Genomic DNA, 21,210 nt, shown 5'->3' on the forward strand with positions numbered 1-21,210 from the left:
TTTAAAGATGTATTATCTTGGTTTAATTACTGATTTAATCTTCTCTGTTGGGATATCGCCAAGCGGTAAGGCACCGGCTTTTGATGCCGGCATTCCCTGGTTCAAATCCAGGTATCCCAACCACTATTTACATAATTGATGCAACCTGATTAATTATGACAACGTTAGAAAGACTTCTCCAATTCGTCTCCTAACTATAAAAAATTTCTACTCTTTGTTTTAATTAACAACTAGAAGAACGCGGACGTGGCGGAATTGGTAGACGCACCAGATTTAGGTTCTGGCGCCGCAAGGTGTGAGAGTTCAAGTCTCTCCGTCCGCACCATATTTAAAGATGTATTATCTTGGTTTAACTACCGATTTAATCTTCTCTGTTGGGATATCGCCAAGCGGTAAGGCACCGGCTTTTGATGCCGGCATTCCCTGGTTCAAATCCAGGTATCCCAACCACTTTTAAGAAAGCTCATCATTAATTTGATGGGCTTTTTTTTCGTCTGTACAACTCCTCTTCAATATATCTTCTCATATATCCATATTCTCCTTATATTAATCAATTTAAGTTCATGGTCAGATAATTTCGTAGCAAGATTAATTAGATTAGCAATCACGTGATAAAAAAGGGTGATCAAATGATCACCCTACCTTGTGCAGATTCGCTTTTACTCATCCCTAAGCTCTAGCCCCCCTGATATTATTTCTATAAACCCAATGCATATTTCAACGCTTGCGTTTTTAATGCTCCTGAAGAGTCGGCTAGTTTTAAACCGACATTTCGTAAAAATTTAACCGCTGGTAATGAATTACTAAATAAGGTGTAAAACAAATCCATACTGCTTTGCATAGCTAAGTTATCTGCTTTTCGTCTTGATTCATAAATACGTAATGCTTTATCTACCTCAAGTCCTTTGGATTCAATTTCTTCTAATAGTACTTTTACGTCTTTAAAACCCAAATTTACGCCCTGTCCTGCCAAAGGATTAATGGTATGAGCCGCATCTCCTAATAAAACACAACGGTGATCGACGTATTTTTGAGCATGTCGACGAGTTAAAGGGAATGAACCTGATTGCTCAACAGTAAATTCTCCCAACTCTTGTGGAAAATACGCTTTAATTTCTTTTTCTAATTGAATTGAGTTCATAGAAGAAAGCTGTTTAATCCGTTGAGGAGAGTCATACCAGACTAAAGAGCCTTTATTTCCATGTAGAGGAAGAAAGGATCGAGGACCAGAAGGGGTAAACCACTGCCAAGTAATGTCTTGTTGAGCTTCAGCGGTCTCTATATTGATTAACATACAATGTTGACGATAATCCCAAGCCGTAATCCCTATTTTTGCTTTCTGACGAACATAAGAATTAGCGCCATCAGCACCGATAACCCATTTTGTTTTAATCTTATCGCCATTTTCTAATGTCAGCACATTGTGGTCAGTAAAAAACTCAAGATCAGCAATTTTTGCAGGAGTAATAACGTTCAAATTTTCAAAAGTAGAAAACACTTGCCATAGCCCTAATTGGATTAGACGGTTTTCAACAATAAAGCCAAGTTGCTCCATATCTAGTGCATCAGAATGAAAACGTGTTCGACATTCAGGGTGTTCCCATGTTTCTAAGCGCTTATAAGGACATACACGCATTTCTTTAATGTATTGCCAAGCCCCTAAAGCTTCAAGTAGGTCAACAGAAGATTGAGAAATAGCAGAAACACGAATATCCATTGATTGGCTATCATCAAAAAGATCTGGTGCTTTATATTCAATGACAGCAACTCTATATCCTAATTTCGACAAACCAATAGCGGTAGCAGCTCCCACCATTCCACCACCCACGATCGTATAATCATATTCTTTCATCATCCATAGACCTTATATGAGTCAATAATTTCCTTCATTCTACCGTGATTTACGCTGAATCTGAATCACTCAAATAATACCCATAAAATATTCAAGGACGTCTACATCTAGTCATTAAGCGTGGAAAGCAGTACAATACGCGCCCTATCCGTTTTGATTGAGCTTGTCTCTCAAAACTGTACCGAATTCTAGTAATAAAATACGAGTGAAAAAGTTACATGACTAAGAAACTGCTAATCAAAACCTGGGGCTGCCAGATGAACGAATACGATTCATCTAAAATGGCCGATCTTTTAGGTGCCGCAAATGGTTATGAATTAACTGAAGATCCAAAAGAAGCGGATGTTCTGTTATTAAATACCTGTTCAATTCGTGAAAAAGCACAAGAAAAAGTGTTTCACCAACTGGGCCGCTGGAAACATTTAAAAGATAAAAAACCAGACTTAGTTATTGGTGTTGGTGGTTGTGTAGCAACTCAAGAAGGTGATCATATTCGTCAACGTGCTCCTTATGTTGATGTTATTTTTGGGCCTCAAACGCTTCACCGTTTACCGCAAATGATCAAGCAATCTCAGTCAAATGAAAAACCAGTAATGGATATTTCATTTCCTGAGATCGAAAAGTTCGATAATCTTCCTGAGCCAAAAGCAGATGGTGTATCTGCATTTGTTTCTATCATGGAAGGGTGTTCAAAATACTGTACTTACTGCGTAGTTCCTTACACTCGTGGTGAAGAGGTTAGCCGCCCATTAGATGATGTATTGTTTGAAATTGCGCAACTAGCCGGTCAAGGTGTACGTGAAGTTAACCTACTAGGTCAAAACGTAAATGCTTACCGCGGTCCTACCTATGATGGTGACATTTGTACTTTTGCTGAATTACTTCGTATGGTTGCTTCTATTGATGGTATCGACCGTTTGCGCTTTACAACAAGTCATCCATTAGAGTTTGGGGATGATATTGTTGCAGTATATGAAGATACACCTGAATTAGTAAGCTTCTTACATTTACCAGTACAAAGTGGTTCAGATCGCATTCTGACGATGATGAAGCGTCCTCATACTGCTATTGAGTATAAATCGATTATTCGTAAGCTACGTAAAGCACGTCCTGATATTTTAATCAGTTCAGATTTCATCGTTGCTTTCCCTGGTGAGTCAGAGAAAGACTTCCAAGACACAATGAAACTAATTAAAGACGTAGATTTTGATATGAGCTACAGCTTTGTCTTCTCTCCACGTCCTGGTACCCCTGCTGCTGATTATCCATGTGATATCCCTGAACAAACGAAAAAAGACCGTTTAGCAGAGCTTCAACAGCAAATCAACTTCCAATCAGCACGCTTCTCTCGTCAAATGCTAGATACAGAAGTTCGTGCATTAGTTGAAGGTCCATCAAAACGTAATCCAATGGAACTTCGTGCTCGTACTGAAAATAACCGTGTTGTTAACTTTATTGGTAGTCCTGAGTTAATCGGCCAGTTTGTTGATATTCATATTACTGAATCATTCACTAACTCACTACGTGGTGAGCTAGTTCGTACAGAAAAAGACATGGGTTTGCGTGTTGCAGTTTCTCCTTCTGAAATGATGGAAAAAACACGTCGTGAAGACGACTTAGGTGTTGGAACTTTTACACCATAATGTGACATTATCAGTAAAAACCGAGACAAAAAAAGATGATTGAGGTTTCTTGATCATCTTTTTTCTTATTTGGTCTTGAGAAAGTTTACTCTTTACCCAATAAATAATAGATATATCCCATAGTTACTAATATGCGAGGCGACATTGAGCATTAAAACAACCAAATTAGAGTTGACCTTAGAGCCAGCAGATAACCAACGCTTATCCAGCCTTTGTGGTCCATTTGATGACAACATAAAGCACCTTGAGCGTCGCTTAGGTGTAGAAGTAAACTATCGTGGCAATCTTTTTACTGTCGTAGGTAAACCTCATACTGTTTCTGCTGCGGTTGATATTTTAAAAGATCTATACGTAGACACTGCACCTGTTAAAAATCAATATCCTGATATTGAACCTGAACAGATCCACTTAGCGGTAAAAGAATCAGGCATATTAGAGCAAGACAAAGAAGACGTTTCTACCATCCCTTATGGCAAAGAAATCTTTATCAAGACTAAGAAAGGCCTTATAAAACCACGAACAGAAAACCAAGCGCAATATGTAACCAATATGGTAACTCATGATATTACGTTTGGTATTGGTCCTGCCGGTACTGGTAAAACCTATTTAGCAGTTGCAGCAGCAGTTGATGCACTTGAACGACAAGAAGTTCGTCGTATTCTTCTAACCCGTCCAGCGGTTGAAGCAGGCGAAAAACTGGGTTTCTTACCAGGTGACCTAAGCCAGAAAGTCGACCCTTACCTACGTCCTCTTTATGATGCGCTATTTGAAATGCTTGGGTTTGAGCGTGTTGAAAAACTCATCGAACGTAATGTAATTGAAGTAGCACCACTGGCCTATATGCGTGGTCGTACATTAAACGATGCTTTTATTATTTTAGATGAGAGCCAAAACACCACTGTAGAACAAATGAAAATGTTCTTAACTCGTATTGGTTTTAATTCTCGTGCGGTAATTACAGGCGATGTCACTCAAATAGATTTACCCCGTGGAGCTAAATCAGGTTTACGTCACGCTATTGAAGTATTATCTGAAGTTGATGAAATTAGCTTCAATTTCTTTATTGCCGATGACGTTGTCCGCCACCCGGTTGTCGCCCGTATTGTAAATGCCTATGAAAAATGGGAAGCAAATGATCAAAAAGAGCGTAAACTAGAAGAACAGCGTCGAAAGCAGGAACGTGAAGCACGTTTAATCGACTCTGAAAATAACTAGTACGATAAATTTAGGTGAGCCATGAGCATTGAACTCGATCTACAAATTGCATGTGAAAATGAAAAAGGCCTGCCTTCTGAAAAAGACATTATGTCTTGGCTAAATGCAGTGCTTCCTCAATTTCAACCACAAGCAGAACTAACAATCCGAATTGTAGATGAAAAAGAAAGTCATGAGTTAAACCATCAATACCGCGGTATGGATAAACCAACTAATGTATTGTCTTTCCCATTTGAAGCACCGCCCGAAATTGAAATCGATTTATTAGGTGATTTAATCATCTGTCGTCAAGTTGTTGAAAAAGAAGCTGTTGAGCAAAACAAGCCTTTATTAGCACATTGGGCGCATATGGTTGTACATGGCAGTCTTCATCTGCTAGGTTATGACCATATCGAGGATGAAGAAGCTGAAGAGATGGAATCTCTCGAAACAGAATTAATGCAAGAAATGGGCTTTGAAGACCCGTATCTCGCTGAGAAATAATTGTTGGAATAATCCAATAGTTACTTATGTGAGCTATCCACATTGATAGCAACTACTTTTAAAGAAGCCATGAACGACGAAAATTCACAGAATACAGAAGGTCCGAGTAGAAAGTCCTTCTTAGGACGCCTTTCCCAACTATTTCAAGGGGAACCTAAAGATCGCCAAGAATTGGTAGATGTATTTAGAGACTCTGAGGAAAATGAAGTTATTGACCACGACACTCGAGACATGCTCGAAGGTGTAATGGAAATATCTGAAATGAGAGTTCGAGACATCATGTTACCGCGCTCTCAGATGGTCACTGTAGAGAAAACACAAGATCTAGAATCACTGATAGCAACAATCATAGAAGCGTCACACTCACGCTACCCTGTGATCAGTGAGGATAAAGACCATGTTGAAGGAATACTCCTTGCGAAGGACTTACTAAGGTACTTAGGCTCAGATTGTGAAGCCTTTGAGATCGAACAAGTTATTCGACCTGCTGTTGTAGTACCAGAAAGCAAACGTGTTGATAAACTTTTAAAAGAGTTTAGAGAAGAGCGTTACCACATGGCCATCGTAGTCGATGAGTTTGGTGGAGTTTCTGGTTTAGTTACCATTGAAGATATCCTTGAAGAAATTGTTGGGGATATTGAAGATGAGTTTGATGACGAAGAAGAAAAAGACATCCGTCAGTTAAGCAAACACACTTTTGCTGTGAAAGCCTTAACTGAAATCGATGACTTTAATGACGCTTTTTCAACACACTTCAGTGACGAAGAGATTGATACCGTTGGCGGTTTAGTATTAACCAGTTTTGGGCATTTACCTGAAAGCGGCGAAACTATCGAAATATCAGGCTTTACTTTTAAAGTCACCGCTGCCGATAACCGTCGCATCATACAACTTCAAGTGACGATTCCTGAAAAAGAATCGGAAAAGAAACACGAAGAAGAGTAATATCCTCAGCCGCTTAGCAATAAGCGGCTGAACTTTATCAGACTTTTGAAGACTAATTACAACAACTGATATTACCTAACTGTTCTTTCATTATTTGTTTGAGACCTTCCATGCCATTTTTGAATCATTACCTTATTCGCCTTCTTATTGCCATTATCTCTGGTGCAGGTGCCACATTGGCTTTTGCTCCCTATTCTTTATGGCCTTTTGCTTTTATCTCTCCACTTTGCTTATTTTTATTATTACACCAACAAACAACGAAACGAGCAACTTGGTTAGGCTTTGTTTGGGGCTTAGGCTATTTTGGCGCAGGTGTAAGCTGGGTTCATGTCAGTATCGATAATTTTGGTGGCATGCCAATGGCTGCTGGTCTTTTCTTAATGATTGGCCTTATCAGTTACCTTGCTCTTTACCCGATGTTATTTTCCTTCCTAACAACTCGATTCTTTTCACATTCATCGTTAAGTAAATACCTACTCGCTTTACCTGCATTGTGGTTGGTTACAGATTGGCTTCGTGGTTGGGTATTTACTGGTTTTCCTTGGTTATGGTTAGGCTACAGCCAAATAGACAGCCCATTATCAGTATGGGGACCTATTTTTGGTGTTGAAGGGATCACGGCTATTATTCTCATTTCTTCAGGGGCTATTGCTTACGCTCTATTAGAAAAAAAATGGGGCTTATTACTAATACCTGCAATTCTTGCTGCAACCTCTTTTGCGATTAAGCCTTTTGATTGGGTCACCCCTCAGCCAGATAAAGTAACTAAAGTGGCTCTAATTCAGGGTAATATCAACCAAGCCTTAAAATGGTTACCAAGGGAACGTTGGCCAACCATCATGAAATATATGGATTTAACACGTAAGAATTGGGATGCGGATTTAATTGTTTGGCCAGAAGCGGCAATCCCTGCATTAGAAATGGAAATACCAAGTTTTTTACGTAATCTTGATAGTGCTGCCACAATGAATAATAGTACTATTATCACTGGTGTTGTTGGTCAAAGCCCTACTGGTAATTTTTATAACAATATAATTTCTTTAGGGATGAATGGAACTGGTGGTTATGATTATACTGATCAGCCAAGATACAGTAAGCACCACCTTCTTCCTTTTGGTGAATTTGTACCTTTTGAGAAATTACTTCGTCCATTGGCTCCTATCTTTAATCTACCAATGTCTTCATTCAGTCGTGGTGATTACATTCAACCAAATATGGAAGCAAGCGGTACACGCTTAGCTCCAGCATTATGCTATGAAATAGTCTACGGTGAACAAGTTCGAGAAAACATTACCGAGCAAACGGATTACATTTTAACGCTTTCTAATGATGCTTGGTTTGGTACTTCGATTGGGCCATTACAACATATGGAAATGGCTCAAATGAGAGCATTAGAAACAGGTAAACCTGTCATTCGCTCTACAAATAATGGAGTAACAGCTATCACTGATCATAAAGGCAATATTACTGAGCAAATCCCACAATTTACAACGGCGGTATTGCGTGGTGAAGTGATCCCGACAACAGGAACCACCCCTTATCGTTATTGGGGAACATGGCCCCTGTATCTGCTTGTCATGTTATCGTTGGCTATTGCTTGGTGTAAGCGTCGATAATCACACAAAGGGTCTGTATATCATCTTGAGATACAGACCATCTTTCTTTCAAATAGTGAAGAGCTATGGTTTCAATGACACGCGTGTAAACGCTTCATTTTCACAATGCGTGCATGGTTGAATAATTTGAGCATGATTAAATTGCTCTCGGTGACCACACTTTTCACACACTAAAATACCTAAACCGACCACTTCACCAGCTTGGTAAACCCCTTGATGCTCTAAATCATCAAACACTTCTTTCCATTCCACTTGCGTTTTATCTGTAATTTCAAGTAAACCATGCCAAATTGAATCTGCAATTAATCGGTAAAAAGGAGAATCAGGAAACGTTGTTTTACTCTCCTCATAGCTTTGCGCAAACTCTTTAATATCTCTTCTTACATAACTTGAAATTAATTCCAGTTCGTCTTTGGTCATATCAGAGGCCGCTTCAACCACCTCTTCTGATGATTTAGCCCAATGCTGAAATTCTTCAGGGCTTCTTTCCAATACATTCATCACACGCTCAAAGACAGCGTTATAACCTGTTTTTTGCTTAGACATAAGTCACCTCCAAGAATTCGCTAGATTTATATAGCGAAGAGTGAGTTAAAGGTTATCAGGTCGCTTGAGTATAAGCGCTCCATTAGTTATTCTATGCTGATCAAGTATTATCTGATCAAACCGATCTCACAAATTTTGTGATCCACTGACATAACTGGGTAAATCGATGCAAGAACAATATAATCCACAGGATCTTGAACAAAAGATCCAGAAACATTGGGACGACAACAAAACATTTGTTGTAACTGAAGACGCAAGCAAAGAAAAATTCTATTGCCTCTCAATGTTCCCATACCCAAGTGGTCGTCTACACATGGGTCACGTACGTAACTACACCATCGGTGATGTGGTTTCTCGTTATCAGCGTCTTCAAGGCAAAAACGTAATGCAACCTATTGGTTGGGATGCGTTTGGTCTTCCTGCTGAAAATGCAGCGGTTAAAAACAAAACAGCACCTGCGCCTTGGACTTACGAAAACATCGAATACATGAAAAACCAACTTAAACTATTAGGTTTTGGTTACGATTGGAATCGTGAATTCGCAACCTGTACACCTGAGTACTACCGCTGGGAACAAGAATTCTTCACAAAGCTGTATAACAAAGGCTTAGTTTATAAGAAAACCTCTTCTGTAAACTGGTGCCCAAATGACCAAACTGTTCTTGCAAACGAACAAGTTGAAGACGGTTGTTGTTGGCGCTGTGATACCCCTGTTGAACAAAAGAAAATTCCACAGTGGTTCATTAAAATTACCGAATACGCACAAGAGCTTCTTGATGATCTAGATAACCTTGATGGTTGGCCAGAAATGGTTAAAACCATGCAACGCAACTGGATTGGTCGTTCTGAAGGCGTAGAGCTATCTTTTGCTGTTAACGGCGAAGAAGCTCCTTTAGAAGTATATACCACACGTCCAGATACGCTAATGGGTGTAACTTACGTTGGTATCGCAGCAGGTCATCCTCTTGCAGAGAAAGCGGCAGCAACAAACCCTGAGCTATTCGCTTTCACTGAAGAATGTCGTAACACCAAAGTTGCTGAAGCTGAATTAGCTACGATGGAAAAGAAAGGTATGGATACAGGCCTACGTGCTATCCACCCTCTTAACGGTCGTGAAGTGCCAATTTTTGTCGCAAACTTCGTATTAATGGATTACGGCACGGGTGCTGTAATGGCAGTTCCTGCTCACGATCAACGTGATTATGAATTTGCAACTAAATACAACTTAGATATCATCCCTGTGATTAAACCTGAAGATGGTTCTGATGTAGACGTATCTGAAGCGGCTTACACTGAAAAAGGCGTTCTGTTTGATTCTGGTGAATTCGACGGTCTTGCTTTCCAAGAGGCATTTGATGCCATCGCTGCGAAATTAGAAGCAGAAGGTAAAGGCAAGAAAACAGTAAACTTCCGTCTACGTGACTGGGGTGTTTCTCGTCAACGTTACTGGGGTGCTCCAATCCCAATGGTAACAACGGAAGATGGTGAAGTTCACCCTGTTCCTGCTGACCAACTACCAGTAATTCTTCCTGAAGATGTGGTAATGGATGGTGTAACTAGTCCAATCAAAGCTGATAAAGAATGGGCAAAAACGACATTCAACGGCGAACCAGCACTACGTGAAACAGACACCTTTGATACCTTCATGGAATCATCTTGGTACTATGCACGTTACTGTTCACCACAAGCTGACGATATTCTAGACCCAGAAAAAGCAAACTACTGGTTACCAGTAGACCAATACGTTGGTGGTATTGAACACGCATGTATGCACCTTCTTTACTCTCGCTTCTTCCACAAGCTTCTACGTGATGCGGGCTATGTAAACTCTGATGAACCATTCAAGCAACTTTTATGTCAAGGTATGGTACTTGCAGATGCATTTAGCCACACTAATGAAAAAGGCACAAAAGAGTGGATCGCACCAACAGATGTAACGATTGAGCGTGACGCAAAAGGTCGCATCGAGAAAGCAATCGACAACCAAGGCCGTAACGTTGACCACTCAGGCATGATCAAAATGTCTAAGTCTAAAAACAACGGTATTGACCCTCAAGAGATGGTTGATAAGTTTGGCGCTGATACAGTACGTCTATTCATGATGTTTGCAGCACCTGCTGATATGACTCTAGAATGGCAAGAATCAGGCGTTGAAGGCGCAAGTCGTTTCCTTAAGCGTGTATGGAAATTAGTTCACGAGCACACAACAAAAGGCGCAACTGACGCGTTAGATGTTGCCGCTCTTTCTGGTGACCAAAAAGCACTACGTCGTGATGTTCACAAAACCATTGCAAAAGTAAGTGATGATATTGGCCGTCGCCAAACATTCAACACAGCGATTGCTGCAATCATGGAGTTGATGAACAAGCTTAATAAAGCACCTCAAGGATCAGCACAAGACCGTGCCCTTCTTGATGAAGCGCTAAAAGCAGTTGTTGTTATGCTTTACCCAATGACTCCGCACGCAAGCTTTGCAATGTGGGATGCATTAGGTGAATCAAACATCGATACAGCGGCATGGCCAACATTTGATGAAAAAGCACTTGTTGAAGATGAAAAAACTATCGTTGTTATGATTAACGGTAAATTGCGTGCAAAACTGATTGTTGCTGCTGATGCAACAGAAGAGCAAGTTAAAGAGCTTGGTCTAAAAGATGAAAACGCAATTAAATTCTTAGATGGTTTAACTATCCGTAAAGTTATCTATGTACCGGGCAAACTATTAAACATTGTAGCTAACTAATTTTACCAATTTACTGGTTTATTAATTAGCAGCAAAAAAGTAATTTGAACCTTTTTTCTAATTACTTTTCTATTTAAAACATAAGCGGAATTATCCGCTTATGTTTATTTAAGTGTTTTATCTTATGCAATATATCGCATTACCTATAGAATAATTAAATAAACATTTTTATCACCATTTGAGGGAGTTACTCGGTGAAACGACTTTTATCTCTATTTTCTCTTCGTACAACAATTGTATTAACTCTATCACTCATGATCTCCGCATGTGGTTTTCATCTACGTGGAAATTACCTTCTTCCTGAAGAATTGCACGAAATATCACTAACCAGTTTTGACCAATACAGTGATTTAACCCGTAACGTACAAAAACAACTTAGAATGAATGGGATCAGCCAAGTTGCTCCAACAACCGTTACACCTAGCTTGAACTTAATTAGTGAAAGTATCAGTGAAAGAACGCTCTCTCTTTATCAAAACAGTCGCGCTGCTGAATTAGAATTAACCTACACTGTTAGTTATAGCGTACTTATTCCTGAGCATGACATCAAAGCCTACACAACAACCGTAAACCGTAATTACCTTGATAACCCATTAACTGCATTGGCAAAATCAGTTGAACGAGACATGATTGAAGATGAAATGCGCACTCAAGCTGCAGAGCAAATCTTACGTCAAATGGCTCGCCTGAAAGCTGATGATAATGATGAAACAGTGCTAGATGACACCATTACGAACGCTGATAAATCCGAAACAACAGTAGCAACAAAAGAAGTCATTAAAACAATGAACTCATCAGCAGACAACGCACAATAACGATGAGAATATTCCCAGAACAATTAGTGCAAAATTTAGAACGTGGTTTACGTCAGTGCTACCTATTATTTGGTAATGAACCACTATTAAAACAAGAAAGCCTTGATATCATTCGCCAAACAGCATTCACGCATGGCTTTGAAGAAAAGCATCAATTCACACTCGATAAACAACTCGATTGGGAATTGATTTTTGATTGCACTCAAGCTTTAAGCTTATTTTCATCTCGACAAGTACTTGAACTTACCATTCCAGAAACTGGAATTACAACAGCACACACCAATAAAATCAAAGAACTGGTACCAGCTCTTCACGATGATATTTTATTAGTCGTTCAAGGGCCAAGAGTTAATAAAGCTCAAGAAAATAGCCAGTGGTTTAAAGCATTAGTTCAGCTTGGTTTGTTTGTTCCTTGTAATACGCCCGATAATCAACAGCTACCTCGTTTTATTCAACAGCGTTGTAAAAAGCTAAAATTACAACCAGATGCAGAGGCAATACAAATGCTTGCTCAATGGCATGAAGGTAACCTACTTGCCCTTGCACAAAGTTTAGATAAGTTAGCTCTTTTATACCCTGACGGCTTACTAACTTTAATTCGTATTGAAGAAGCGCTAAATAGAAATAATCATTTCACACCTTTTCAATTAGTTGACACTTTACTGTCAGGTCAAGCAAAACGAGCACAAAGGATCCTTCGTCAATTAGAGAGCGAAGGTACTGAAATGGTGATTCTTTTAAGAACATTGCAAAAAGAACTCTTTGTATTACAGAACTTTCAACAAGCAATCACTCAAGGTGAAGCTATGTTTACTGTTTTTGACCGCCATAAAGTTTGGCAAAACCGCCGTGCTTTGTACCAAGCTGCCTTGCAACGTTTATCAATGGTGCAAATACAACATTTAATTCGCTCACTAGCGAGAATGGAAATTGCGACAAAAACAGATTTTGATACTAATTGTTGGCCACAACTTAGCCAATTGACATTAGACATGTGTAATATTCACATTTCAGTGACACCCAACTTCTCTCATTAACCGAGTTTCACTGATATACTCCTTATAAATAACCCATTTCTAGGTGATTACTTTGCAAGATAAAGAACTGCATGATTTTCTGTTCAACCACGTTGATGATATGAAAGCTGAAAACATCATAACTCTTGATGTTCGTGACAAATCAAGCATTACCGATTTTATGATTGTATGTACAGGCACATCAAAACGCCATGTAAGCTCAATTGCCTCTAATGTTTCAGATAAAGTAAGAGAAGTTGGTTTAATGCCATACGGTGTAGACGGCGAAGCAGAAGGTGAATGGGTTGTTGTAGATATGGGTGACGTCATGATTCATATCTTACAAGAAGAACATCGTGAGCTATATCAACTAGAAAAGCTATGGAGCTAATTCTTTGAAACTTCAATTAATTGCTGTTGGTACTAAAATGCCAAAATGGGTTGAAGAAGGCTATAAAGAATATAGTCGCCGATTCCCAAAAGACATGCCTCTTGAACTTGTAGAGATCACCGCTGGTAAGCGCGGTAAAAATGCAGACATTGCACGAATTCTTCAAAAAGAAGGGGAAGCAATGCTTGCTGCAGTACCAAAAGGTAACCGCATTGTCACTCTAGATATTCCGGGTAAGCGTTGGGATACAGAGCAACTAGCAGAGCAGTTAGAAGTATGGAAATTAGATGCCCGAGATGTATCTATACTGATTGGAGGTCCAGAAGGGTTATCTCCAGCATGTAAAGCCGCGGCAGAACAAAGTTGGTCTTTATCTCCTTTAACACTCCCTCACCCTCTTGTTCGTGTTGTAATGGCCGAAAGCTTATACCGAGCATGGAGCATTACAGCCAATCATCCTTACCACAGAGAATAAGAGTTGATTAAGCGCAAACGCACACAAATTCGTGATTATCACGCCGAAACGAGACTATTTGCTTCCCGCGCAATCGTCTCGTTTGCGGGGATCATTGCGCTTATTGGTCTGCTATTGACTAATTTGTACAATATTCAAATTAATGAGTTTCAAGATTATAAAACACGCTCAAATGATAACCGGATCAAAATTGTCCCTATCGCTCCTAACCGAGGACTTATTTTTGACCGTAATCACGTTCCCTTAGCGGAAAATCGCCCTGTTTTTAATTTAGAAATCACCCCAGACAAAGTAGAAAACCTACCTTTGTTATTCGCAGAGTTGCAAAAAATCCTGCCAATTACTCAAGATAATATTGATGATTTCCAAAAAGAACGTCGTCGTACACGCCGTTTTAAATCAGTCCCTATATTATCTCAATTAACTCAAGAACAAGTCGCAGTTTTTGCCGTTAATCAGCACAAATACTCAGGGGTTGAAGTTAAAGCCTACCTAAAACGCTTTTATCCTTATGGTAAAACCTTTACCCATGTACTTGGCTATGTTGCCAAAATTAATGATCGAGATCTAGCTCGTTTAGCTCGTGAAGAAAAAGACGCAAATTATCAAGCAACGCGTGATATCGGTAAACTCGGTATCGAACGTTACTATGAAGATGTTCTTCACGGCACAGCAGGTTATCAAGAAGTCGAAGTAAATAGCCGTGGTCGTGTTGTTCGTACTCTTAAATATGTACCACCAATCCCAGGTAAAGATATCGTATTAAACCTTGATATAGAGTTACAACAGTTTGTTGAAAAACAACTTAATGGCCGACGTGGTGCTGCGATTGTTTTAGAACCAAATACCAGTGCTGTATTAGCCATGGTCTCTAGCCCAAGTTACGATCCAAACTTATTTGTGCATGGTATTTCAAGTAAAAATTACAATGCCTTATTAAATGACATAGATCGACCGTTGGTTAACCGAGCGACTCTTGGTATATATCCTCCAGCATCAACGGTAAAACCTTTTATTGCGGTATCAGCATTAGAAGAAAAAATAGTCACACCGTTCACAACACGTAACGACCCTGGATACTGGCGCATTCCAAATTCAAAAACCCGACCGTTCCGAGATTGGAAGCGTTGGGGTCATGGTACGGTGAATTTAAAGCAAGCCATTGAAGAATCTGTTGATACTTTCTTTTATCAAATCGCTTTTGATATGGGAATTGACCGCTTATCTACTTGGATGATGAAATTTGGTTTCGGTGACTATACCGGCATCGATATTCATGAAGAAAGTAAAGCCAATATGCCAACTAGGGATTGGAAGGTCTCTCGTTTCCGTACACCTTGGTATCAGGGAGATACGATCCCTGTTGGTATTGGTCAAGGTTATTGGACTGCGACACCAATGCAAATAGCTAAGGCGACATCAGTATTGGTTAATCACGGTAAAGTACAGGCGCCCCATTTACTAAAAGCAATTATTAGTAATGATACGGAAACACCATTTGAACCAGATCCATACCCTCCGATTAAAGGGATAAAAGACAGCTATTGGCAACTAGCCGTTGATGGAATGATTTTAGTGAACAATGGACCAAAAGGCACCGCCAGACGTATTTTTGCAGGAACCCCCTATGTCAGCGCAGGTAAATCAGGTTCATCACAAGTTTTTGGCTTAAATGGCCAAGAATATAATGCAGATGAAATCGCTGAACGCTTACGTGACCATGCTTTATTTACTGGTTTTGCTCCAGCCAAAGATCCTAAAGTCATCATTTCACTCGTTCTAGAAAACGGGGGTGGCGGTTCAACCCAAGGTGGACCAATTGCACGTAGTGTATTTGACCATGTACTGCTTCCGAATTCAGAAGAGGTAACTAAAAAATAATGAGAGTAGATATCGCATCAGGAAAGAATAGAGATTTTTTCCACCGTATCCACATCGATTTACCACTACTACTAGGCATTTTACTATTGATGGCTTGCGCTCTTGTCATTATGTACAGTGCCAGTGGTCAGAGTTTGTTGATGATGGATAAACAAGCCATGCGTATGCTTCTCTCATTAGGTGTTATGTTTGTACTCGCTCAAATATCTCCTAGAGCATACGAAGGTGCCGCCCCTTACTTATTCACTATTGGTATCATTTTATTATTAGGTGTCCTCTTTTTTGGTGAAGCTTCTAAAGGCGCTCAACGATGGCTTAATCTTGGATTTGTACGTTTTCAACCTTCCGAATTAATAAAACTCGCCGTCCCTTTAATGGTGGCTCGATATATTGGTAATAAACCGTTACCACCAAGTATCAAAACTCTTTTTTGTGCGTTATTAATGGTATTTGTTCCAACCATTATGATTGCAAAACAACCCGATTTAGGCACTTCAATCTTAATTGCAGCGTCTGGTGTATTTGTAATTTTCTTGGCCGGGATCAGTTGGAAAATAATCTGCGCAGCTGCGGTGGCTGTGGGTGGCTTTATCCCAATTTTATGGTTTTTCTTAATGCGCCCCTATCAAAAAGTAAGGGTACAAACATTATTTAATCCAGAATCAGATCCACTTGGTGCTGGATACCATATTATCCAATCAAAAATCGCAATTGGCTCTGGAGGCTTAGTTGGTAAAGGATGGTTACATGGAACACAATCTCAATTAGAGTTTATTCCTGAGCGCCATACCGATTTCATCTTTGCCGTTATAGCAGAAGAATGGGGCTTAATTGGGGTTATGGCGTTACTCTCCATTTATTTATTCATAATTGGTCGCGGTTTATTCTTAGCAAGTCAAGCTCAAACGGCTTTTGGTCGAATGATGTCAGGCAGTATAGTGTTAAGTTTTTTTGTTTATATCTTTGTGAATATAGGCATGGTAAGCGGCATTCTTCCCGTTGTTGGCGTCCCACTTCCATTAGTCAGTTACGGCGGAACCTCAATGGTAACTCTAATGGCAGGTTTTGGTATTCTAATGTCAATTCATACACATAGAAAAGTTCACTCAAAGGCTAATTAATGCGCATTTTTTTACTCGCACTGACTCTTGTATTAGCAGGCTGTGCTTCTGAGCCTCCAGTAAATAAAGACGAACCTAATGCTGGTCGCTATCAAATAGATAGTGATATAGCTCCTCATGTACCTATTTCCGTTGAACATGTTGAAGATGCTCATCCTCGTTATGAGCCGAAAAGTTTATACGGCAATAAAGATTACACTTTATTAGGTAAAAACTATCCAATAGTTAAAGAGCCAAAAGGCTTTACTCAAGAAGGAAAAAGCTCTTGGTATGGTAAAAAATTTCATGGGCACAAAACATCAAATGGTGAAGTATATGATATGTACTCAATGAGTGCCGCTCACAAAACACTGCCCATTCCAAGCTATGTAAAGGTAATCAATAAAGACAATGGCAAAACTGCAATTGTTCGCGTTAATGATCGTGGGCCTTTTCATGAAGGTCGCATTATTGATTTAAGTTTTGCGGCAGCAACAAAGCTAGATGTCATAAAAACAGGCACAGCGAACGTAAAAATTGAATATATCTCAGTTGATAAACCTAAAAATTCCCATGAGTGGCATGCAATAGACCCAAACCAGTATTACATTCAAATGGTTGCATTAAAAAGTGAAGATGGTGCAAAAAAGGCAGCCGAAAAACTACAAAAGCAATTCAATAGTCCAACAAACATTATTAAATCAAATTCTGTTTATCGTGTACGTTTAGGCCCATTTTTAGATCGTGATATTGCAGATGGAACGCTATTAGAAGCCAAGAATAATAGTTACATTTCAGCATTTATAATTCAAGAACTTAAAAAATAGCCTTCTTGAATGTCAACGTTAAGTAAATATTGTAACTGGATATCATGCTAAATTTAGAAAGACAGCATTAATTGAACTAGTTCAATTTAGCATTGTCTTTATATAACAATAAGATATCTTTTAAGTAAAACTGAGATCTATGAATTTTTATTAGCTTTCTTTTCATAGAAAATCAGTTATTTAATTACACATCTGGTCATGATATTCAAATCTGCTATTATGTATTCAGTTTCACTACCTCACAGTGCAAAGTTATTATTATGAAAAATTCAGCGAAACAGTTAAAACGAATCATTTTATCGAGCTTAATTCTTGGCTCAACCGTTGCCGTTGCTGCACCAGCAGTTATCCCTAATGCACCTCAGATTGCGGCAAAGGGTTACGTACTAATGGATTACCATTCAGGAAAAGTTCTTGCCGAAAAGAACATGAATGAACGTATGAATCCAGCAAGTTTAACTAAGATGATGACAAGCTATGTTATCGGTCAAGAAATTGAGAGTGGCAATATCTCAATGGATGACGATGTTGTTATTAGTAAAAATGCATGGGCTAAAAACTTCCCTGGCTCATCAAAAATGTTCATTGAAGTTGGTAGTACAATTAAAGTACGCGATTTAAACCAAGGCATTATCGTTCAATCAGGTAATGATGCTTGTGTTGCTATGGCTGAACACGTTGCAGGCTCTGAAGATGCTTTTGTTGATCTAATGAATGCATGGGGTAAAACTCTAAAACTTGAAAATACACATTTTGGTAATGTTCATGGCTTAGATAGCAAAGACCTATACTCGACTCCTTATGACATGGCTCTTATTGGCCAAGCTCTGATCCGTGACGTACCTGAAGAATACCGTGTTTATTCTCAAAAATCATATACCTACAACGGCATTACACAATATAACCGTAATGGCTTATTGTGGGATAAAAGTATGAATGTTGATGGTATCAAAACAGGTCATACTGATGGTGCAGGTTACAATCTAGTAAGTTCTGCCACCGAAGGTAAAATGCGTTTAGTTGCAGTAGTTATGGGCACTAAATCTGGTAATGCTCGTAAAGCTGAAAGTAAGAAGCTTCTAAACTACGGTTTCCGTTTCTTTGAAACAGTATCTCCACACAAAGCTGATGAAACCTTCGTTACTGAAAAAGTATGGATGGGTAGCACAGATGAAGTCGCTCTTGGTGTCGCTGAAGATACTTATGTAACCTTGCCTCGTGGTCAAGCGAAGAAAATGACAGCAAGCTTTGTTCTAGAAAAAACACTAGAAGCACCAATCTCTAAAGGTGATGTTGTAGGTAAGCTTTTCTATCAAGTTGATGGTGAAGATATTGCTGAATATCCATTATTAGCACTAAATAATGTAGAAGAAGGTGGTATTTTTAGCCGCTTAATTGATTACATTGTTTTAATGTTTAAGGGTTGGTTAAGCTAAATACTGGCTAACTAATTGATAAAGGCGGCTTAGGTCGCCTTTTTTATATCTGATTTTTAGTGATATAAACTCGATAACTTATAACTCTTGTTATCTGACTTAGGTCACAGTAAAATTACGTTCTAATATTTATCCACTCTCGATTGGAGACGGTTATGCAAGAGCAACCAAAGCTAAAAGATCTTCTTGAATTCCCATGTAAATTTACTTATAAAGCCGTTGGCCTTGCTCACGAAGACCTTCCTGTACTTGTACTTGAAGTAATTCAACGCCATGCTCCTGGTGACTACACGCCACAAGTAAAAGCAAGTGGCAAAGGTAACTACAACTCTGTATCTGTAAGTATTACAGCGACATCGATTGAACAAGTAGAAACACTATATAAAGAACTAGCAGAAATCGAAATGGTTCGCATGGTTCTTTAATATACTTGGTAGGTAATAACACCCTCAATTTAGCAGAAAATATTACCTACCATTTTTAACTTTTGATATACCCCTACATTTCTTATCTATTCCTTCCTTTCTATCCTTGCTATCATTGGCGTAAATTTTCAAATCAAGTGTGATCCTATTGAACAAGCGTCTAGTAGTTAAAAACCTTGGCCGACAAGATTATGAGCCGGTGTGGAAGGCAATGCATACTTTTACTGATGAGCGCGATGAAAACACGTGCGATGAAGTTTGGTTAGTAGAGCATAACCCTGTATTTACACAGGGACAGGCAGGTAAAGAAGAACACGTTCTTGCTGCTGGTGATATTCCGGTTGTCAAAAGTGATCGCGGCGGGCAAGTGACCTACCATGGCCCTGGCCAGCTAGTCGCTTACGTATTGATCAATTTACGCCGTAAAAATACAGGTGTACGCGAACTAGTCACTCATATTGAAAATACTGTGATTAATACTTTGGGGCAATTTGGTATTACCTCAGCTGCACGACCTGATGCTCCAGGCGTGTATGTTGATAATAAAAAAATATGCTCCCTTGGTCTTCGCATTCGTAAAGGCTGTTCCTTCCATGGATTAGCTCTGAATGTAAATATGGACCTATCTCCTTTTCTTCGTATTAACCCTTGTGGCTATGCTGGAATGGAGATGATACAACTGCATGATTTAGTAAAAGAAAATGATACAGTAGAGAATAAAGCAGAACACGTTGAAGATGTTCATCCTCTATTAATTAAAGAATTAACAACATTACTTGATTACACTGATATTGAGTACATAACGGAAAGCAGCCATCATGAGTAAGCCAATTCAAATGGAAAAAGGCGTGAAATACCGCGATGCCGACAAAATGGCATTAATTCCAGTTAAAAATATGCCAACCGAGAAAAAAGAAGTATTACGCAAGCCTGAATGGATGAAAATTAAACTTCCGTCAAGCAGCAAACGTATTGATGAAATCAAATCTGCAATGCGTAAAAATAACCTTCATTCTGTATGTGAAGAAGCTTCTTGCCCTAACCTAGCAGAATGTTTTAACCACGGTACAGCTACCTTTATGATCTTAGGTGCAATTTGTACTCGTCGTTGCCCTTTCTGCGATGTTGCTCATGGCCGCCCAGTGACTCCTGAAGCAGAAGAGCCGAAGAAGTTGGCAAAAACGATTCAAGACATGAAACTGAAATATGTTGTAATCACTTCTGTAGACCGTGATGATTTACGTGATGGTGGTGCACAGCATTTTTCTGATTGTAACCGTGAAATTCGTGAATTAAACCCTGAGATCCGTATTGAAACACTAGTACCTGATTTCCGTGGCCGAATGGATCGTGCATTAGATGCTATGCATGGCAACCCACCAGATGTGTTTAACCACAACTTAGAAACTGCACCGCGTTTATATCGTAAAGTGCGACCTGGTGCCAATTACCAATGGTCACTTGATCTATTGAAGAAATTCAAAGAACAGCATCCCACAGTACCAACAAAGTCTGGTGTTATGATGGGGCTAGGTGAGACAAAAGAAGAGATTGTTCAAGTACTAAAAGACTTACGAGCTCATGGTGTAACGATGTTAACACTAGGTCAATATTTAGCACCAAGTCGCCACCACTTACCTGTTGAACGTTACGTTCCACCTGCTGAGTTTGATGAACTAAAAGAAATCGCACTTGAGCTTGGGTTTACTCATGCCGCTTGTGGACCATTTGTTCGTTCTTCTTACCATGCTGATCTTCAAGCAAAAGGCGAAGAAGTTAAGTAATTCAGGATTCAGGAAAT

19 protein-coding genes and 3 tRNA genes are annotated in these 21,210 nt (G+C 39.3%); 20 read left to right on the plus strand and 2 right to left on the minus strand.

From position 1 onward, the window contains the following. Positions 1–48: 48 nt before the first annotated feature. The 3 genes from BTO23_RS08160 to BTO23_RS08170 all read left to right on the plus strand — a co-directional run bounded on the left by BTO23_RS08160 (position 49) and on the right by BTO23_RS08170 (position 450). Positions 49–123 (plus strand) — tRNA-Gln (locus BTO23_RS08160). A gap of 117 nt (positions 124–240) precedes the next feature. Next, a tRNA-Leu gene (locus BTO23_RS08165) sits at positions 241–325 on the plus strand. 50 nt (positions 326–375) lie between these two features. Next, a tRNA-Gln gene (locus BTO23_RS08170) sits at positions 376–450 on the plus strand. A gap of 247 nt (positions 451–697) precedes the next feature. Here BTO23_RS08170 and BTO23_RS08175 read toward each other — a convergent pair. Then, the gene (locus BTO23_RS08175; protein WP_172794776.1) at positions 698–1,852 is read right to left on the minus strand and encodes a 2-octaprenyl-3-methyl-6-methoxy-1,4-benzoquinol hydroxylase; all 1,155 of its coding nucleotides are present in this window, start codon (positions 1,850–1,852) and stop codon (positions 698–700) included. A gap of 218 nt (positions 1,853–2,070) precedes the next feature. On the opposite strand from BTO23_RS08175, the gene miaB reads away from it, so the two are divergent. The 5 genes from miaB to lnt all read left to right on the plus strand — a co-directional run bounded on the left by miaB (position 2,071) and on the right by lnt (position 7,754). Further along, on the plus strand, positions 2,071–3,495 hold the full coding sequence (miaB, locus tag BTO23_RS08180; protein WP_060993517.1) for a tRNA (N6-isopentenyl adenosine(37)-C2)-methylthiotransferase MiaB: 1,425 nt from the start codon (positions 2,071–2,073) through the stop codon (positions 3,493–3,495). 144 nt (positions 3,496–3,639) lie between these two features. Then, on the plus strand, positions 3,640–4,710 hold the full coding sequence (locus tag BTO23_RS08185; RefSeq protein WP_060993518.1) for a PhoH family protein: 1,071 nt from the start codon (positions 3,640–3,642) through the stop codon (positions 4,708–4,710). 21 nt (positions 4,711–4,731) lie between these two features. Next, positions 4,732–5,193 (plus strand): rRNA maturation RNase YbeY, encoded by a 462-nt coding sequence (gene ybeY / locus BTO23_RS08190; protein ID WP_060993519.1) that lies wholly within the window; start codon positions 4,732–4,734, stop codon positions 5,191–5,193. Positions 5,194–5,262: 69 nt separating this feature from the next. Beyond that, complete coding sequence (gene corC / locus BTO23_RS08195; protein WP_060993520.1) at positions 5,263–6,138, plus strand: CNNM family magnesium/cobalt transport protein CorC; 876 nt, start codon at positions 5,263–5,265, stop codon at positions 6,136–6,138. Between the two features lie 110 nt (positions 6,139–6,248). Beyond that, positions 6,249–7,754 (plus strand): apolipoprotein N-acyltransferase, encoded by a 1,506-nt coding sequence (gene lnt, locus BTO23_RS08200; protein WP_105063331.1) that lies wholly within the window; start codon positions 6,249–6,251, stop codon positions 7,752–7,754. Positions 7,755–7,817: 63 nt separating this feature from the next. Here lnt and BTO23_RS08205 read toward each other — a convergent pair whose 3' ends face one another. After that, positions 7,818–8,300, minus strand: coding sequence for a zinc ribbon-containing protein (locus tag BTO23_RS08205; protein ID WP_060993522.1), 483 nt, complete (start codon positions 8,298–8,300; stop codon positions 7,818–7,820). A gap of 166 nt (positions 8,301–8,466) precedes the next feature. Here BTO23_RS08205 and leuS point away from each other — a divergent pair, with 166 nt between their 5' ends. The 12 genes from leuS (at position 8,467) to lipA (ending at position 21,193) form a co-directional block, all read left to right on the plus strand. Then, complete coding sequence (gene leuS / locus BTO23_RS08210; protein WP_105063332.1) at positions 8,467–11,043, plus strand: leucine--tRNA ligase; 2,577 nt, start codon at positions 8,467–8,469, stop codon at positions 11,041–11,043. A 254-nt stretch (positions 11,044–11,297) separates the two neighbouring features. Next, positions 11,298–11,858, plus strand: a complete 561-nt coding sequence (locus BTO23_RS08215) for an LPS-assembly lipoprotein LptE (RefSeq protein WP_172795098.1) — start codon at positions 11,298–11,300, stop codon at positions 11,856–11,858. Between the two features lie 2 nt (positions 11,859–11,860). Next, positions 11,861–12,895 (plus strand): DNA polymerase III subunit delta, encoded by a 1,035-nt coding sequence (gene holA / locus BTO23_RS08220; protein WP_105063333.1) that lies wholly within the window; start codon positions 11,861–11,863, stop codon positions 12,893–12,895. Positions 12,896–12,947: 52 nt separating this feature from the next. Continuing rightward, positions 12,948–13,265, plus strand: coding sequence for a ribosome silencing factor (gene rsfS / locus BTO23_RS08225; RefSeq protein WP_060993526.1), 318 nt, complete (start codon positions 12,948–12,950; stop codon positions 13,263–13,265). Between the two features lie 4 nt (positions 13,266–13,269). Beyond that, on the plus strand, positions 13,270–13,740 hold the full coding sequence (gene rlmH / locus BTO23_RS08230; protein WP_060993527.1) for a 23S rRNA (pseudouridine(1915)-N(3))-methyltransferase RlmH: 471 nt from the start codon (positions 13,270–13,272) through the stop codon (positions 13,738–13,740). 3 nt (positions 13,741–13,743) lie between these two features. Beyond that, positions 13,744–15,621, plus strand: a complete 1,878-nt coding sequence (gene mrdA, locus BTO23_RS08235; protein ID WP_060993528.1) for a penicillin-binding protein 2 — start codon at positions 13,744–13,746, stop codon at positions 15,619–15,621. Beyond that, positions 15,621–16,742 (plus strand): rod shape-determining protein RodA, encoded by a 1,122-nt coding sequence (gene rodA / locus BTO23_RS08240; RefSeq protein WP_105063334.1) that lies wholly within the window; start codon positions 15,621–15,623, stop codon positions 16,740–16,742. Before mrdA ends, rodA begins: the two co-directional genes overlap by 1 nt. Then, positions 16,742–17,548 (plus strand): septal ring lytic transglycosylase RlpA family protein, encoded by an 807-nt coding sequence (locus tag BTO23_RS08245; protein WP_105063335.1) that lies wholly within the window; start codon positions 16,742–16,744, stop codon positions 17,546–17,548. The genes rodA and BTO23_RS08245 overlap by 1 nt, the downstream gene beginning before the upstream one ends. 260 nt (positions 17,549–17,808) lie before the next feature. Then, positions 17,809–18,984, plus strand: coding sequence for a serine hydrolase (locus BTO23_RS08250; protein ID WP_060993531.1), 1,176 nt, complete (start codon positions 17,809–17,811; stop codon positions 18,982–18,984). A gap of 155 nt (positions 18,985–19,139) precedes the next feature. Then, positions 19,140–19,409: a DUF493 family protein YbeD gene (gene ybeD / locus BTO23_RS08255; protein WP_060993532.1), complete on the plus strand. Its 270-nt coding sequence runs from the start codon at positions 19,140–19,142 to the stop codon at positions 19,407–19,409. Positions 19,410–19,548: 139 nt separating this feature from the next. Further along, on the plus strand, positions 19,549–20,235 hold the full coding sequence (gene lipB / locus BTO23_RS08260) for a lipoyl(octanoyl) transferase LipB (RefSeq protein ID WP_060993533.1): 687 nt from the start codon (positions 19,549–19,551) through the stop codon (positions 20,233–20,235). Beyond that, positions 20,228–21,193 carry a lipoyl synthase gene (gene lipA, locus BTO23_RS08265; RefSeq protein ID WP_061005116.1) on the plus strand — a complete coding sequence of 322 codons (966 nt, stop codon included), beginning with the start codon at positions 20,228–20,230 and terminating at the stop codon, positions 21,191–21,193. Before lipB ends, lipA begins: the two co-directional genes overlap by 8 nt. Positions 21,194–21,210: the final 17 nt, after the last annotated feature.

It is taken from the genome of Aliivibrio sifiae, assembly GCF_002954715.1.
GTDB classification, from domain to species: Bacteria; Pseudomonadota; Gammaproteobacteria; order Enterobacterales; family Vibrionaceae; genus Aliivibrio; species Aliivibrio sifiae.

What these genes read in the sequence shown, in the direction of transcription:
- BTO23_RS08175 (WP_172794776.1), bottom strand. Translation starts at nt 1,852, where the DNA reads ATGAAAGAATATGATTATACGATCGTGGGTGGTGGAATGGTGGGAGCT.
- miaB (WP_060993517.1), top strand. Translation starts at nt 2,071, where the DNA reads ATGACTAAGAAACTGCTAATCAAAACCTGGGGCTGCCAGATGAACGAA.
- ybeY (WP_060993519.1), top strand. Translation starts at nt 4,732, where the DNA reads ATGAGCATTGAACTCGATCTACAAATTGCATGTGAAAATGAAAAAGGC.
- corC (WP_060993520.1), top strand. Translation starts at nt 5,263, where the DNA reads ATGAACGACGAAAATTCACAGAATACAGAAGGTCCGAGTAGAAAGTCC.
- lnt (WP_105063331.1), top strand. Translation starts at nt 6,249, where the DNA reads ATGCCATTTTTGAATCATTACCTTATTCGCCTTCTTATTGCCATTATC.
- BTO23_RS08205 (WP_060993522.1), bottom strand. Translation starts at nt 8,300, where the DNA reads ATGTCTAAGCAAAAAACAGGTTATAACGCTGTCTTTGAGCGTGTGATG.
- leuS (WP_105063332.1), top strand. Translation starts at nt 8,467, where the DNA reads ATGCAAGAACAATATAATCCACAGGATCTTGAACAAAAGATCCAGAAA.
- BTO23_RS08215 (WP_172795098.1), top strand. Translation starts at nt 11,298, where the DNA reads ATGATCTCCGCATGTGGTTTTCATCTACGTGGAAATTACCTTCTTCCT.
- holA (WP_105063333.1), top strand. Translation starts at nt 11,861, where the DNA reads ATGAGAATATTCCCAGAACAATTAGTGCAAAATTTAGAACGTGGTTTA.
- rodA (WP_105063334.1), top strand. Translation starts at nt 15,621, where the DNA reads ATGAGAGTAGATATCGCATCAGGAAAGAATAGAGATTTTTTCCACCGT.
- BTO23_RS08245 (WP_105063335.1), top strand. Translation starts at nt 16,742, where the DNA reads ATGCGCATTTTTTTACTCGCACTGACTCTTGTATTAGCAGGCTGTGCT.
- BTO23_RS08250 (WP_060993531.1), top strand. Translation starts at nt 17,809, where the DNA reads ATGAAAAATTCAGCGAAACAGTTAAAACGAATCATTTTATCGAGCTTA.
- ybeD (WP_060993532.1), top strand. Translation starts at nt 19,140, where the DNA reads ATGCAAGAGCAACCAAAGCTAAAAGATCTTCTTGAATTCCCATGTAAA.
- lipA (WP_061005116.1), top strand. Translation starts at nt 20,228, where the DNA reads ATGAGTAAGCCAATTCAAATGGAAAAAGGCGTGAAATACCGCGATGCC.